This window comes from Methylomonas sp. TEB, from assembly GCF_047777895.1.
GTDB lineage: Bacteria > Pseudomonadota > Gammaproteobacteria > Methylococcales > Methylomonadaceae > Methylomonas.
This window is the reverse complement of the sequence record NZ_CP180476.1, coordinates 252,566-267,654: the sequence shown is the minus strand read 5'-3', so window position 1 is coordinate 267,654 and position 15,089 is coordinate 252,566. Positions and strand designations below refer to the sequence as shown.

The following is a 15,089-nucleotide window of genomic DNA, read 5'->3' as shown; positions in this document are numbered from 1 at the left end:
ACTGGGATGTTTATTATCCATGATTGAACACGGAATTGACTAACTGCGGCTTTTGCGGGAAATGCCGCAAAGCAAAGCCTTTATTGCGGCAAATAACATAGAAACTAATAGAGTAGCCGTCGATTTTAGCGAAAACCCCTGAATCACATAGCCTTTAGGGTTTGGCATGGATATTGTTATATAAAGACCGGTGTCAAGGATGTTTAAGTTCTCTCCCCCGTGAACATGGAAAACAAGACGCCAAGGATACCTGGATAAAAGCGCGGAAAACCGCTTTTATCCGGGCAGGGATGACGCCAAGCCCGCGATGCCTCCTGCCTGCTCCAAACAATCAGTAAATATCCAAATCAACTTGGCGTGAGCCGCAAGGCTGAATTGTCCATATGCCCATCCTTTATCCCAAATAAAGCTCTTGCACGACGATATTCGAAAGGGGCTAACGGCACTGCTCTATCAGCAGCACCATCAACCCGTATTGAATTAATATTCTAATTTCAATGACCCCATGGCGGAAATAGGGGCGCCAACGTTGGCGGTAGGTAACCAAGAAGTTGAGCCGGTGTAGTATTCCTTATCCAGCAGATTATAGACATTGACTTGCGCGGTCAGACGGGTTTTACCTATAGGTTGCACGTAGGCCATCATGGCGTCCAGCCGGGTATAGCCTGGCAATTGATAGGTATTGGTGTTGTCGCCTTCGCGCTTGCCGACGACTACACCGCCGAGACCAGCCTTGAAGTGCTCAGTGAATTGATAAGTACCCCACAGACTGGCTTGATGCTCAGGCACATTCAACAACCGATTGCCCTGCAAGCCGCTGTAATCCTTGGTGTATCTTGCATCAGTGTAAGCGTAGGTCGTCACCAGGCTGAATTCGTCGGTGACCTGACCTTTAATATCCACTTCAATGCCCTGACTACGCGCTTCGCCGATAGTTTTTTGATCGGTGGGGTCCGGCGTGCTTAAGTCGAAAGTCATCAGATTATTTTTCGTTAAATGATAATACGCTACTGTTGACGACAGGCGTTTATCGAAAAACTCGGTTTTGAAACCGATTTCGTACTGCTCGGCAGCTTGCGGTGCAAAATTGCCGCCGGTAGCGGAACGGCCGTTATTCGTACCGAATGATTCAACGTAATTGCCATATACAGACAACCAATCCCAAGGCTGGTAAACGATACCTACCCGCGGACTGAATTTGTCTTCGTGTTGCATACTGAATCCAGCCTTGGTTTCATCCCAGGAAGTACCGCCGTAGCCGCCGTAACCTGCCATATCGTAACGCCCGCCGCCCATGATGTGCAGCTTATCCCACAAGGTAATTTGGTCTTGAAAATACACCCCGTACCAATCGTCGCGTGAGCGCCAAAACCAATTGGCGGGCTCGGCGCGCAGGGCGGCCATGTCGAAATTGCCGTATTGGGGATTGTTGATATCGAATGTCGGTATGGTGCCGTAACTAAAGTTATTGTCCGGCGCATCCTGGTTAAAAAAGAACCAATCGCCCCCCACTAAAACATTATGTTTGAGGCCGAAAGTTTGAAACTTTCCGGTGAGATCCAGGCTGGTAGAGTAAGAGCGGCGGTTACTGGTGCCGAGGATGCCAAATCGATCCAGAGTATGCCCATCCGCGTTAATTTTACTATTAGGCGCAACGCCGCCGAATACGATGTCGGTCTCGTCCCACTGAAATTTATGCCTGAGCCCCCAGTCATCATTAAATTTGAAGCTCCAATCCGCATAAATCAGCGTAGTGTCCTGACTGGGTTTGATGGCCGGATCGCCGGTAAATAAGGATCTGCGGTTTGTAATAGGCCGATTGCCCGATACCGGCACACCATAATCTTCCGTGTAATTTTCATGGCGTTTCTCTATTTCGACATTGGCCTCGAAGCGGTCGTTGGGCCGCCAAGTTAATTTCGGCGCAATAAATACCCGCTCGTGATCAACAAAATCTCTGAAAGAATTACCTTCGTCGTAAGCGGCATTAAACCGGTACAACAGGGTTTTATCCTTATCCAGCGGCCCGGTTGCATCCACCGTGGTACGAAATTCACTGAAGGAGCCAAATTGCTGCTGCAAGGAATAGTAAGGCACATCCAACGCCTTTTTGGTCACGTAATTAACCATACCGCCGGGTTGCAACCTTCCATAAAGCACGGATGCCGGGCCTTTCAATACCTCGAGCTGTTCGATATTCGCCGGATCGAACTTGCCCATCGAGCGCCTGAAACCATTGCGGTACATTTGATCGTCGGAAGCAAAGCCGCGAATAATGAAGCTTTCGTACATATCCGCCGTACCGTAAGCCCGTTGCACCCCACTGACGTTTTGCGTCAAGGCGTCTTCAATACGGATCGCTTGCTGATCGTTCATAATCGATTTGGGCACAACCTGGATAGATACCGGGGTGTCCATAATCGCAATATCGGTTTTGGTCGCCGTTGAGGCATTCGGCACCGCATAGATTTGGCTGAAAGGATCGTTAGGGTCATATAGCTTTTTGCCCACTACATTCACCGCCGGCAACGCCGTAGGGTCCTGTTTGTAATTTAGAGACTGCCTTTCGATCAAAATATTGCCGTTTTCAGCAATGCGGTAACTCAAACCGCTGTCTCCCAGCAGACGTTGCAACGCGGCTTCCGGCGTGTAATTGCCGCTAAGGCCCTTGCTTTGCAAACCCTCAGTGATTGCCGTGTCGTAGACCAGTTGCAAGCCACCCGATTCCGCCAAGCGATTCAGCGCGGTAGACAGAGAGCCCGCGGAGATACTGAAAGCCCGACTGACACTATCTGCCGCCGCGGTACCGGAAACCGCCAACACAGCCCCCAATACCAGTGCCGAAGCATGTCCAAACAGGCCGCCGCTAAATGTTTGTTTCAACGCCATGAATTTCCCTCGCTGTTGTTAAATAATGACTATCGTTGTTTTGACGCACGACAGGCATAAAACAGGAGGTGAGGCACAAAAATTCATGGCAACTAAGTGGCTACTGCTGACATTGCAGGCTCCAACACTTCGAACGCTTTTCTCGGCATTTCGCTAAGCCGCTAATCAGCCCCCTATTTTGCTTTCCGGTATCGTACCGGCCACCATCAAAAAATAGGTTATATGCCGCGCCAGATGCGCCATATAACCTATTCAACACCAGTTAAATGTGTGCGGGTAGCGCGAATGCGAACCGCCGATCTTTGCTCCAAGCCAGCAATATCAGGATATTCGGCGCCTTGGCCGGCATTTGAATCATTACTGGCACGAATCAGGCATGGGACGGAGCTTCTGAAACCACTGAAACCCAACCCTGCCTCATGACCCCGGACATCAGCTCGCTGTATCGACTGCATTGCAAGGAGCTGCTGCACCATTTGCTGCGGATAGTCAAATGCCCGGAAACCGCGGAAGATTTGCTGCAAGAAAGCTATCTGATCTTGGCCCGCACCGCCAACGATACCTCCATAGACCACCCGCGCGGATTTTTATACCGCACCGCCAGCAATCTGGCGATGGATCACCTGCGCCACCATAAAGTCGTCGAGCGTCATCAGGAAGCGACGCGGCATCTGGACGAGCCGCAACTGGCCGGAGTGGAAGCCGAATTAGCCGATCAGCAATGGCGGACCTTGTTGCACCAAACTATCTACGAATTGCCGCCGCGCTGCCGTGATGCATTTATCCTGCATAAAATTCATGGATTAAGCTACCGGGAAGTGGCTAATTTTCTGGATATTTCCGAGAGCGCCGTGGAGAAACACATCCTCAAAGGCTTAATGTATTGCCGCAAACAGCTAGGCAGTCATTTCGGCCGCCCGTATCGGACCGACTGAGGTTTTTACGGTCTAAACCGTCTTACCTTTTCTCCAAGGTATACGCCTACCCCAGCGTCTTATAATGCAGCCATGACTGAAAACCAACCGTCCGCCGACTCTGATAAGCCCGATGCCATTAGCGAGCAGGCGATGACATGGTTTGTGAGGCTGCGTGCCGAGTCGGTAGCGGCAGACGAACGCCGGCTATTTCAAATCTGGCACCAAGCCGCCCCTGCTCACCGCGAGGCCTATGCCGAAATCGCTGCATTTTGGGAGGATGCCGATTTCCACGCCACGCTGGACGCCGCCAAGCTGTCGCCACAGATTTCGCTGAATAGTAAACCAGCCAACAGCCCAAGGCGGCGTTTAGGTATCGCCCCCGGCACCAAACCGTTGTTAGCCGCAGCCGCCTGTCTAGTCATCGCCGCGCTTATTTATCAGCCGGCATTAAGCTGCTGGCAGGCCGACTACTGCACCGCCGTCGGCGAAATAAAAACCGTACAGCTCGGCGACGGCAGCCAAGTCACTTTAAACTCCGGTACCGCGCTAAACGTTAACATGCGTAATGGCCAGCGCTATGTCCAGCTAGCCCGGGGCGAAGCGTTTTTTGAGGTGCAACACGACGCTCAACATCCTTTTCAGGTGGATGGCCGTTATAGCAACACGCGGGTATTGGGTACGCGTTTCGTGGTTAAGGAAGACGCCGACAGCGACACGGTCAGCGTGGTGAATGGGGTGGTGGAAGTCAGCCGGGATCGGCAAAATCCGGCCACATTGAACGCCAATGACAGCGTGGAGGTCGGCGCTCGCCACCAAGGCGAAATCCGCCACCAGCCCGCCGACAACGCCACGGCATGGTTAAAAGGCAGCGTCTCGTTCGATAATGTGCCGCTCAAGAAGGTGATTGCGGAAATTGGCCGCTATCGGCGCGGTAGCCTGATAATCCGCAATCAGGTATTGCAGGACATGAAAGTCAGCGGCCGCTTTGATATTCGCGACACCGATAAAACCCTGGAGTCGTTACAACAAACCCTGCCAATCCGGATTTACCGATTTACACCGTGGCTGGTGGTGATCGCTTGAGCATCGCAAAGCTTATCGCCTAGCCAAATCGCCCGACAAAGCTAGCCGCCATTCAGCCATATCTTCTTAGCTTCAAAAAATAGTTTTACCGTCAAGCTGAGGGAAAACGCATTTCGCCCGTCTCCATTGCAACCCCAATCTTTCGGGGGATCAATTCATTCGCTAAGGGAGAATCTAATGGCATCTTATCCGTTCCGCAATGCCCACCGCAAAGGCAAGCCGACGCAATATAATCGTTGGCCTTTGTCGCTGACAATCGCCGCTGTGCTCAGCACACCTGCCGTCATGGCCGCCGAACAAAACATCGCTTTCGACATCCCCGCACAAAGCTTAAGCGGCGCATTAAATGCCTTTGCCGACACCGCCAATGTACAGCTCAGTTATCCGGCGGAAATGACGGCGGGCTTGAAATCGCCCGGTGTCAGCGGCCAATTGACAGTCCGGCAAGCCTTACAAAAACTGCTGGCCGGCACCGGCGTAGTAGCCGGTGCCACCGGTAACGGCACTATTACGCTACAAAGAGCGCCGGATTCACACAATGACGTTTCAACGCTGTCGGCGGTCACGGTGTCCGGCAATCGCACCCGCAACAATGCCGCCGATCCTTACAGCAAGGACTATGTGGTAACAAAATCCTTCGCTGCCACCAAAACCGACACGCCGCTGATGGAAAACCCGACATCGGTGCAAGTGGTGTCGCGAGCAGTGATGGACGACCAGAAAACCACCAAGGTCAAGGACGCGTTGGAAAACGTCAGTGGCGTGCGTGCCAATCCGTCGCTGGGTGGTGGCGTGGGCTTCATCGTGCGCGGCTTTCGCAACAACAATATTTACCGTAACGGCTTGATGGCCAGCGAGGCCTTTTTTGGCGACTTCGACGCCGCCAACCTGGAAAACATCGAAGTAATCAAAGGCCCGGCACAACTTTACGGCCGCACCGAACCCGGCGGCATGATCAATCTCACCACCAAACGCGGCCTGGATACGGCGTACTACTCGCTGGAACAGCAGTTCGGCAACTACGACCACTACCGGACCCAATGGGACGCCGGCGGGCCGCTGACCAGCGACAAATCGCTGGTATATCGTTTTTCCGGCGCTTACCAAAGCAACGGTTCGTTTCGTGACTTTGTGTCGGTGGACCGGATGGTATTCAACCCCAGCGTCACTTGGCGGCCCAGCGATGACACCGATGTGACCGTTGACATTGAGGGCACAGATAAAACCGCGCCGGCCGACTTTGGGATTCCGTTTATCGGCAATCGCCCCGCCTCAATTCCGATCAGCCGCAACCTGGGCGATCCGAATACGCCGAACGGCGAGCAATCCGGCGTCAAAATCGGCAGCGAAATCAATCATCGTTTTAACGACGACTGGGCGATACACAACCGCTTTCTGGCCAGTCTCGCGGAAGGAGGTACTACGTTTGTCAATCCGGGGCCCGCATTTGATGCCGCAGCAGCGCTGAACCAGACTACCGGCTTGATGCAACGCAATATCTTCCGGCAAATCACCGATCAAGAGCATTACGCTACCAACCTGGATCTCACCGGCAAATTTCAAACCGGCGATCTAAAACATGACATGTTGGTCGGATTCGACTTTTACCGCACGTTCAACAAGTATGGCGGCGACGGTCGTTGGAAGAGCGCCAATCCGGCATTGGCGATCAACATCTACGACCCCTATCCCAGCTACGGCATTTCCCAGTCGACATTCAATAGCGCATTTGCGACTACTGGCGACACATTCGGCACCGCAGCGAATGGCGGCATCGGTAATCGCGCTTCAATCTACAACAGCTGGTACGGGGTGTATTTCCAAGATCAAATCACCTTTTGGGACAAACTGCATATCATGGGCGGCGGCCGTTACGACTGGACCGAAACCGGCCGCGGCAACGGCTTTGATTTTGCTACCGCCGAGAGTCGTATCAACCAGTTCAAACGCGAGGACCAGGGTTTCAGTCCCAAAGTCGGCATCCTGTACGAGGCCATGGACGAACTCAGCTTATACGGCAACTGGACCACTTCGTTCGGCGCTAACAACGCGCCAGCCGCTGATGGCCGCAGTTTTGATCCGCAGATCGGCGAGCAATTCGAAGTGGGTTTGAAAACTCAATTGTTTGACCAACGGCTATTGGCAACCTTGGCGTATTTCCATCTGGAAAAAGACAATATTCTGGTTGCCAATAATGCAACCCCCGATCCTTTCGACCGTATCGCCAACCTGCAACGCAGCCAAGGCATTGAGTTGGACGCCACCGGGTATTTGACTGACAAATTCAGTTTGATCGGCAGCTATGCGTTTACTGATGCGAGGATCATCAAGGACTACAGCGGCGGCACTCAGGGCAATCGAATGAGCAACGTGCCGGAGCATTCCGGTAGCCTGTGGCTGCGTTACGACATGAATGGCTACGCCGCCAAGGACGGTTTGAGCGCGGGTTTTGGCGGTGTTGCTGCCGGCCAACGCGAGGGAGACAATACCAACACTTTCCAGATGCCGGGCTATGTGCGGCTGGACGCTTTTTTGGCGTATAAGCAAAAAGTCGGCGGTTCCCGCATCACCGCCCAGTTCAACATCCGCAATTTGCTGGACAAGGAATATTACGAATCCACCGATCCCGATTCCAACGTCGCGCCGGCCCTCGGCGTTTATCCCGGTGCGCCGCTGACGGCTATCGGCTCGATTCGGGTGGAATATTGAGGTAAATTGCCCACCTGTCCGCCACCGTCGAGAACCATCATGCGCCACGCCAAATTGATTACAAACACCCTTGCCGGCCTGTTGCTGTTTGCCGGCATCAGCCAATCGCTATTGGCCAAACCGCTGCCGTTCCGCGAATTGGACATGCCGGTGGCCGGTTTCAGCCAGCAGCACCATTTGGCTAAAACCGCCGATGAGCATTTGATTGTCAGCTGGGTGGAAACCGACGCCGAAACCAGTACCGCCAAGTTTGCGATACTGGAAGAAGGGGGCTGGAGCATCCCGCTCACCGTCGTCCAAGTGAAAGGCAAGCTGGCCGATCCGCCGGTGGTGATCGGCTTGAGCGACGGTAGCCTGGCGGCGGCCTGGATGCCTTATCGGCAAGGTGCTACTGATCGTTATGCGGCGGACATCTTACTGGCACGTTCTATCGACGGTGGATTGAGTTGGAGTCCGGCGTTAAAACCATACGGCGACGCGGCACGAATTTATGACGCACAAATGTCTTTGGCCGCGCTTCCCGATGCACGGCTGGCGCTGGTCTGGACCGACATGCGCCACGCCAGCCACGACCCGGCGGCGGATAAGAAAACCAACCGCTATCAACTGATGGCAAGCGTCATCGACAAAAACTGGCAAGCCAGCCCGGAGATCGTGCTGGATGACGATGTCTGCTCCTGCTGCCGCAGCTATACCGACGCACAAGGCGAGCAACTGGTCACGGTCTACCGTGATCATGCCGCCGGGGAAATTCGCGACATAAGCGCGGTGCGCTGGCAGGCTGGCGGCAATCCGCAAATCGCTAACGTTCATGCGGACGGCTGGGTGATCGGCGGTTGCCCCAGTAATGGGCCATCCATTGATCTGACTCCCTCAGCCGGTGTGGCGGCTTGGTTCACTGCCGCCGACGGCAAAGGCCGGGTGAAATTGGCTTTCTCCACTGACCAAGGCGCGCATTTTAATTCGCCTATAGAGCTGGATGCCGACGCCAGCGGCTATATCAACGCCTTACTGCTGGATGACGGCTCGGCCTTGGTCAGCTGGCGCGGCCGCAATGGTCCCGACGATGAGCTAAGGATTGCCAAAGTGACCAGCAAGGGCAAAGTCAGCCGGCAAACTACCGTATATCGCGGCAGCTTCCCGAAATGGCCCAGCAAATACCTGGCGCTGGCCCGCGTCGGCAAGCAAGCTTTTGTGGCCTGGACCGATCCGCTTCAGAAGAAAGTACGCCTGGTCAGTTTATCCCTCGACTAAACAAGCCCCTAAAAGAGCAGATTGGTCTTGAGATATCTCGTCCCGAGCCCTTCGCCAGCATTCCCAAACGCGGCATATGACACAGTTTATGCCGTTGTATCGCCGGGTATTGCCCGCCAACTTTTCCCAATTGCCTTTAGCGATTTTCGCCGTCCCTCAAGCCCGGCGGGCTTTCCGGACAATCTCACGCTAAAAAACCTCTCTTTTCTAAGTTTGGGTGCAAATATTGCTTGCTTATTAACCCAGCCCTTAATGTCGCTCGCCTTAGCGCTCCTAAGGTACTGAGCCAACCCGAACGGCATACCCGCGACAAATAGGGCCGGTTTAATCAACACCCTATTTGGCCGCCTACATAAACTATCCCATGCTTGAATTGACTGCCGCCGACATTGCCGATCTGATGCACAAGCATCGCCACGAGTTATTGCGGTTTTTATCGCAACGCATCAGCTGTACGGATACGGCGCAGGATATTTTTCAAGAAACCTTCATTCGCTATGCTGGTTACGGCGGCAAAGATAGCGTGGAAAATCCCCGCGCCTTCATTTTCCGCATCGCCGCCAATCTGGCTACCGATTATCTGCGCAGCCACAGCCGCCATACCGGCCCAGATCTGGAAGCCGCCGAAAATGACGAGGCTGAAGTTGGCGTACAATCTGCGCTATCCGCCGAACGGACTGTCATGTCGCAACAACAACTAGAGCAACTGGTCACTGCGTTGGATGATTTATCGCCCAAATGCCGAGAAGTGTTTATCTTGCTCAAACTCAAGCATTGCAGTTACGCAGAGGTGGAACAAAGGCTGGGCATATCACAAACCATGATCTTTAAATATTTGACCCAGGCCATGCGCCACTGCCGAGCGAAGGTTGGCGATCTGGATTGACCGGGTTTGTTTATCAAACCGTCGATAACAACTTCCGGAACGCCTTTGACCCTGAATCCTTCAACACCCGCAGGGCCAGCGGCATTTTGGGCCGAATTAATAGTTTTTGCCCATCGGGCCTGAGTTCACCAACAAGCGTTTTATAATCAGGACACCGAGCAGACAGCACAGCCACTTTCGATATGAACCCTTCCTTCCCGCCTTTTCCCGACGCCAGCGCCGAAGAGCAAGCCGAATACTGGCTGGCCCTGCGCGAATCGCCATTCTACGACTGTGAACAGGAAAAATTGTGGCTGGCCTGGCTGGCGGCCAGCCGAGAGAACCGGGAAGCCTGGCAACAAACACAGCTTTTTTTTCGGCGCGTGGAGACCTTGCATCCGGCCCAAGTTCGCCGAATCGAACGATCAGTACAAAAAGCCGGCAGAGCTGCGGCCGGGCCGGGTCTATGGCGCTGGCCCATTGCCGCCTGCCTGATGCTGGCACTATGTTTGGGCTGGGCGTTTAATGCCGGCTATTTTGCCGACTTCCGCACCGGCACCGGCGAGCAGCGCCGAATTCAGCTTAGCGACGGCTCGACGGTGATTCTGAATACCGCTTCGTCGCTGTCGGTGGATTTTTCCGAACAACAGCGGGTGATTCGATTGCACGGCGGCGAAGCCTATTTCAAAGTGGCCGCCGATGCCGCAAGACCGTTTGAGGTCGTTGCCGGCGGCGGTAGGGTTCGCGCTTTGGGCACGGCATTTGACGTTAAACAGTGGCAAGGCGATCTGGCAGTCACCGTTTACGAGCACAGTGTGCGCGTTGCGTTCGCCGACGGCGCGACCATCGAGCGCCTGCCGGAGGGCCAGCGCGTCGCGTCGCTCGACGGCAAAAGCGGCGCGCCGGAACAGGCCAATCTCAGGCAAGCCGCCGCTTGGCAGGAGCGGCGCCTGGTGTTTAAGGAAAAGCCGCTGCAACAAGTCATCGACGACTTGAACCGCTACCGTCCGGGAAAAATCGTCATCGCCGATCCCGACTTGGCCGCGCATTTGGTGACCGGCGTATTCGACGCCAACGACCCGGAAGCGGCGTTGACGGTTATCGAGACCACCTTGGCGGTTAGCGAAACCCGTCTGACCGACGCATTAATCGTTCTGCACCGCCATTATTGACCCGGCCCTATTTATCGGTGAAATGCCGTTCGCACCCTCAGGGGCATAAAGGTGAACGGGATTATTGACCGGGTGAATTTCATAGCTTTTACGGAGCGGCGTGGCGCCGAGCCTAGGCCCATCCGGTCGCTGAGGGCATTGCGCTGCGTCCTCGGCCAAAAATATTTTCTCAACCAGGTTATAAAACCCATCCCTCCCTTCGTCTTTGCTTTGGAACCCCTGCGGATACGCCGACGGAACACCTTCCCTCGCCAACCGCCGTCACCACAATCACAAGCCAGGATGCCCAATGAGTCAGCGCACACTACCGCCCTTTAACCCGTTCTGTTTAACCGTTTTTGCCGTCGCGATCAGCGCCAGCCCGTGGTGCGCGGCGGAAAGCGCCATCGATTTCGCTATTCCGGCTGCACCGCTGGCCGACGCCCTGCTGCAATTTTCCGAAACCAGCGGCGTCAAGGTGTTTTTCAGCTCGCAACTGGCCGGCAATCTGCGCGGCAACGCCGTGCAAGGCCGTTTTACAGCGCAACAGGCGCTGGAAAGACTGTTGAGCGGCACCGGTCTGACGTCACAAACCGCGACCGATGGTACGGTGACGCTGGAAAAATCGGCAAAGCCAATAGAACCGCAATCGGCAGCCGGTACGACAACTTTGCCGAGTGTGACGGTGCTGGGCAAAACCCTGTCGGACCCTAACGATCCCTATAACTCGGACTATCACCTACCCAACGCCAGCGCCGCCACGAAAACCGATACGCCGATCATGGAATTACCGATGTCGGTACAGGTCATTCCTAAGCAGATATTGAAAGACCAACAGGCAATTCGAATCAAGGATGCGCTGAAAAATGTCAGCGGCATAAACTGGGCGACCGACCCGATGTACGAAGGCTTTCAGTTACGCGGTTTTCAGACCGATGGCACCACCACGGTTTATCGGAACGGACTGCGCATCCGGCGTGCCGTACAAGAGGTTGCCGATCTGGAACGCTTGGAAGTTCTGAAAGGTCCGGCTGCGGCGGCGTATGGTCGGATCGAGCCAGGCGGCTTGATCAACATTGTGACCAAAAAACCGTTGGATACCCCTTATTACGCATTGGAGCAGCAGTTTGGTTCGTACGATATGTTCCGTACTACAGCCGATGCAACCGGACCGATCAACCAAGACCGTTCCTTGCTTTACAGAGTCAATTTGGCCTATCAGAACAATGAATTTTTCATCGATAAAATGGATCAGGAACGGGTGTTTTTCGCGCCGTCCCTCACATGGAAGCCCAGCGACCGCACCGAAATCAATTTGAATTTGGAGTATCTCTACGATACCCGCACCAGTTATACCGGCTTACCCGTACAAGGCAACCGTCCGGCCAATGTACCGATCAGCCGTTACTACGGTTTTGGCTCGGATAATGAAAAATCGGTATTCGACAAGTTTTTGATCGGGTTTGATTGGTCGCACCAATTCAACGACGATTGGAAAATCCAGCATCGCTTTCACTACTACAAGCTGGATTACCAAATCAACAATTCTTCATTTTTCCCAGGACCGGTCAATCCCGCTAATAATCGCACCTCGGTAAGAAATGTGACCGATAGGCCGATCGACATTACCGATACCGTCGCGACCAGTATCGATCTCACCGGCAAATTCAAACTATTTGGAACCGAGCATCGGGTATTGGCGGGATTCGATTATTTTTGGGAAGACTTCGAAGGCCAGGGTTTCTTCGGTGCCCCCGCGCCGGCCAGCCTTAGGCCGGTGGTTGATATTTTTAATCCGGTCTACGGCCAAGTTCCATCCGCTGCCAGCCGGGGTTTCAATAATTTCAGCACGCTGGAGCAATATTGGTACGGCGCTTACTTTCAGGATCAAATCACCCTGTTCGATAAGCTGCATATCATGGGTGGCGGGCGCTACGATTGGGCAACGCGCAGCAGCGGCGCAGCCTCGACTTCCATCGCAGCTGCCAGAAACAGTGAGACTGAAGTTAAAAACGAGGCTTTCAGTCCGCGCGTGGGTGTGGTCTATCAACCCTGGTCCTGGCTGTCACTGTACGGAAATTATACGGAATCGCTGGGCGGGGCGAACAGCGCGTTGGCATCAACCGGCAAACCGCTGGATGCCGAAACCGCGCAGCAGCACGAGGTTGGATTCAAAACCGAATGGTTCGATAAGCGGCTGATGACCACGGTTGCCTTTTACGAATTGACCAAACAAAACATCGCGACGCCGGACCCGGTAAATACCCGGTTTTCCGTGCAAACCGGCGAGGCCCGCAGCCGTGGTATCGAAGTAGACATATCGGGCCAGATTACCGATGGCCTGAACTTGATCGCGACTTACGCCTATACCGATGCAGTCATCACACAGGATAACAGCGGTAATCAAGGCCGCAAGCTATGGAACGTGCCGGCAAATTCGGGCAGCTTCTGGGCCAAATACGCATTTCAAGACCCCGCTTTGCGTGGCCTAAATGTTGGCGCCGGCGCGTATCTGGTTGGCGAGCGCCAAGGCAATAATTTGAATAATTGGCAAATGCCGGGCTACGTCAGAGTCGATGCCTTGCTCGGCTATTCCTGGGAGATAGGCAAGTCTAAAGTGACCGCGCAGTTGAACGTCAATAATCTGTTGGATAAGACGATTTACGAAACATCGGCATTTAACAGCTATTTGACTCAGCCGGGCGCGCCGCGCAATTTCATGGGCTCGATCCGCGTGGAATTCTGACGCCGGATGGCTCGGTCATGCTATCAAGCCGATCATGGTGAGCCAGTTCAAACCATGATCGGCTTGGTTTCAAGGTAAAGGTATTTGGCTTGGAGAAATTCCGATTAACGCCTTGCCAGTCCAACTCGTAGCGAGTGAGGAATTTTGGCCGGGAAACGTCCTATCCAAATGAAACACATAAAAACAAGGGTTGGCGAGTTTGGGTACAAAGCCCTGACTCGTCAAATTCTCAACTCAAATCTGTTACTGCGATGAATGTAACCAACCCTCAATCCGGCCCTATCGTTCGCAGCGAACCAGAGCACAATTCGCTTGCCCGTCTGAAAACCCGCCGCCGGCGCTGGCTGACTGTCCATCTTTGGTTGGGTCTGACGCTGGGCTTGTTGCTGTCGATTTACGGTATCACCGGTAGCATCCTGGTGTTTTATCCCGAAATAGACGAATGGCTGCATCCCGATATGCTGACCGTGGAGGTGCCGGCGCATGCCAAGTATCGGCCCTTGGCTGAAATTTTCGCGGCCGGCAAAGCTGCCATGCCACCACAAGCCAAACACAACTTCGCCACGTATCCGCGTAACGAGTTTGCGAGCTTCAAGCTGCGCTTCGCGGTGGCGGATGCCAACGGTGCGGTGGAACGCTGGGAAGTAGGTGTCGATCCTTACACCGCCAAAGTCACCGGTAAACAGCTCCAGGACCAACCCGGCGATTGGTTGCCCCACACTTTCATCGGCCTAATGTTCAAGTTGCACTATGCCTTATTGTTGCCCAAAGACATCAGCAAGGTAGTGGTCGGCTTGTCCGGCATGTTATTGATCATCTCCACGCTGACCGGCCTAATCGTCTGGTGGCCGCTGACCGGCAAATGGCGGCAAGCACTGGTATTTAAAGCCGGTGTCGGCAAGGTGCGCTTCAATTACGACCTGCATAAAACCAGCGGCTTTTACACCGCGTTGGTGATGGTGCCGGTGCTTTTTTCCGGGGTTTACATGGTGCTGCCGCATAACGTGGTGCCTGTGCTGGAATTGTTTTCGCCGGTGACTTACCGCTACTGGTTTCAATCCACGCCATCTACGCCGGATGCGCCGACCATCGGCATGGATCAAGCCGTGGCTATTGCATTGAAACAATACCCAACAGGCCGGCCGCACTGGATTTACGGCGCGCCGAATCCCAGCCAGACTTACACGGTATGCCAGGACGGCGTCGATGCACCCGACAGTATCTTGCAACGCCGCTGCACGGTAATCGACCGTTACAGCGGCAAGATTCTGGACCTGGACGACCCCAGCCTGCCGACCGCCACGGCCGGCGAAATCTTCACCCATTGGCAATGGCCGCTGCATTCCGGCCAGGCCTTCGGCATGACCGGGCGGATTTTGGTGTTTATCACCGGTCTGGCTTGCCCGGTGCTATTCGTCACCGGCGTGATTCGCTGGCGGCAAAAATCCAGGACCAAGCAAGGACGGAAGGGCTGA

The 15,089-nt window shown here is 54.3% G+C and carries 9 protein-coding genes; 8 read left to right on the top strand and 1 reads right to left on the bottom strand.

From position 1 onward, the window contains the following. Positions 1-480: 480 nt before the first annotated feature. Positions 481-2,889: a TonB-dependent siderophore receptor gene (locus ACMXD4_RS01160; RefSeq protein WP_171696889.1), complete on the bottom strand. Its 2,409-nt coding sequence runs from the start codon at positions 2,887-2,889 to the stop codon at positions 481-483. Positions 2,890-3,308: 419 nt separating this feature from the next. Between ACMXD4_RS01160 and ACMXD4_RS01155 the strand changes: the two genes are divergently transcribed. The 8 genes from ACMXD4_RS01155 (at position 3,309) to ACMXD4_RS01120 (ending at position 15,089) form a co-directional block, all read left to right on the top strand. Beyond that, complete coding sequence (locus ACMXD4_RS01155; RefSeq protein WP_171696890.1) at positions 3,309-3,824, top strand: RNA polymerase sigma factor; 516 nt, start codon at positions 3,309-3,311, stop codon at positions 3,822-3,824. Positions 3,825-3,896: 72 nt separating this feature from the next. Beyond that, positions 3,897-4,889 (top strand): FecR family protein, encoded by a 993-nt coding sequence (locus ACMXD4_RS01150; protein ID WP_171696891.1) that lies wholly within the window; start codon positions 3,897-3,899, stop codon positions 4,887-4,889. Positions 4,890-5,066: 177 nt separating this feature from the next. Beyond that, positions 5,067-7,598 (top strand): TonB-dependent siderophore receptor, encoded by a 2,532-nt coding sequence (locus ACMXD4_RS01145; protein ID WP_415879611.1) that lies wholly within the window; start codon positions 5,067-5,069, stop codon positions 7,596-7,598. A gap of 39 nt (positions 7,599-7,637) precedes the next feature. Beyond that, entirely contained in the window at positions 7,638-8,852 is a 1,215-nt protein-coding gene (locus ACMXD4_RS01140) for an exo-alpha-sialidase (protein ID WP_415879610.1), read from the top strand. A 364-nt stretch (positions 8,853-9,216) separates the two neighbouring features. Further along, positions 9,217-9,738: an RNA polymerase sigma factor gene (locus tag ACMXD4_RS01135; RefSeq protein WP_033158269.1), complete on the top strand. Its 522-nt coding sequence runs from the start codon at positions 9,217-9,219 to the stop codon at positions 9,736-9,738. Positions 9,739-9,920: 182 nt separating this feature from the next. Further along, on the top strand, positions 9,921-10,889 hold the full coding sequence (locus tag ACMXD4_RS01130) for a FecR family protein (RefSeq protein ID WP_415879609.1): 969 nt from the start codon (positions 9,921-9,923) through the stop codon (positions 10,887-10,889). 289 nt (positions 10,890-11,178) lie between these two features. Further along, positions 11,179-13,614 (top strand): TonB-dependent siderophore receptor, encoded by a 2,436-nt coding sequence (locus tag ACMXD4_RS01125; RefSeq protein ID WP_415879608.1) that lies wholly within the window; start codon positions 11,179-11,181, stop codon positions 13,612-13,614. A gap of 251 nt (positions 13,615-13,865) precedes the next feature. After that, on the top strand, positions 13,866-15,089 hold the full coding sequence (locus tag ACMXD4_RS01120) for a PepSY-associated TM helix domain-containing protein (RefSeq protein WP_415879607.1): 1,224 nt from the start codon (positions 13,866-13,868) through the stop codon (positions 15,087-15,089).

Coding starts and splice junctions, on each gene's coding strand:
- ACMXD4_RS01160 (WP_171696889.1), bottom strand. CDS start 2,889: ATGGCGTTGAAACAAACATTTAGCGGCGGCCTGTTTGGACATGCTTCG.
- ACMXD4_RS01155 (WP_171696890.1), top strand. CDS start 3,309: ATGACCCCGGACATCAGCTCGCTGTATCGACTGCATTGCAAGGAGCTG.
- ACMXD4_RS01150 (WP_171696891.1), top strand. CDS start 3,897: ATGACTGAAAACCAACCGTCCGCCGACTCTGATAAGCCCGATGCCATT.
- ACMXD4_RS01145 (WP_415879611.1), top strand. CDS start 5,067: ATGGCATCTTATCCGTTCCGCAATGCCCACCGCAAAGGCAAGCCGACG.
- ACMXD4_RS01140 (WP_415879610.1), top strand. CDS start 7,638: ATGCGCCACGCCAAATTGATTACAAACACCCTTGCCGGCCTGTTGCTG.
- ACMXD4_RS01135 (WP_033158269.1), top strand. CDS start 9,217: ATGCTTGAATTGACTGCCGCCGACATTGCCGATCTGATGCACAAGCAT.
- ACMXD4_RS01130 (WP_415879609.1), top strand. CDS start 9,921: ATGAACCCTTCCTTCCCGCCTTTTCCCGACGCCAGCGCCGAAGAGCAA.
- ACMXD4_RS01125 (WP_415879608.1), top strand. CDS start 11,179: ATGAGTCAGCGCACACTACCGCCCTTTAACCCGTTCTGTTTAACCGTT.
- ACMXD4_RS01120 (WP_415879607.1), top strand. CDS start 13,866: ATGAATGTAACCAACCCTCAATCCGGCCCTATCGTTCGCAGCGAACCA.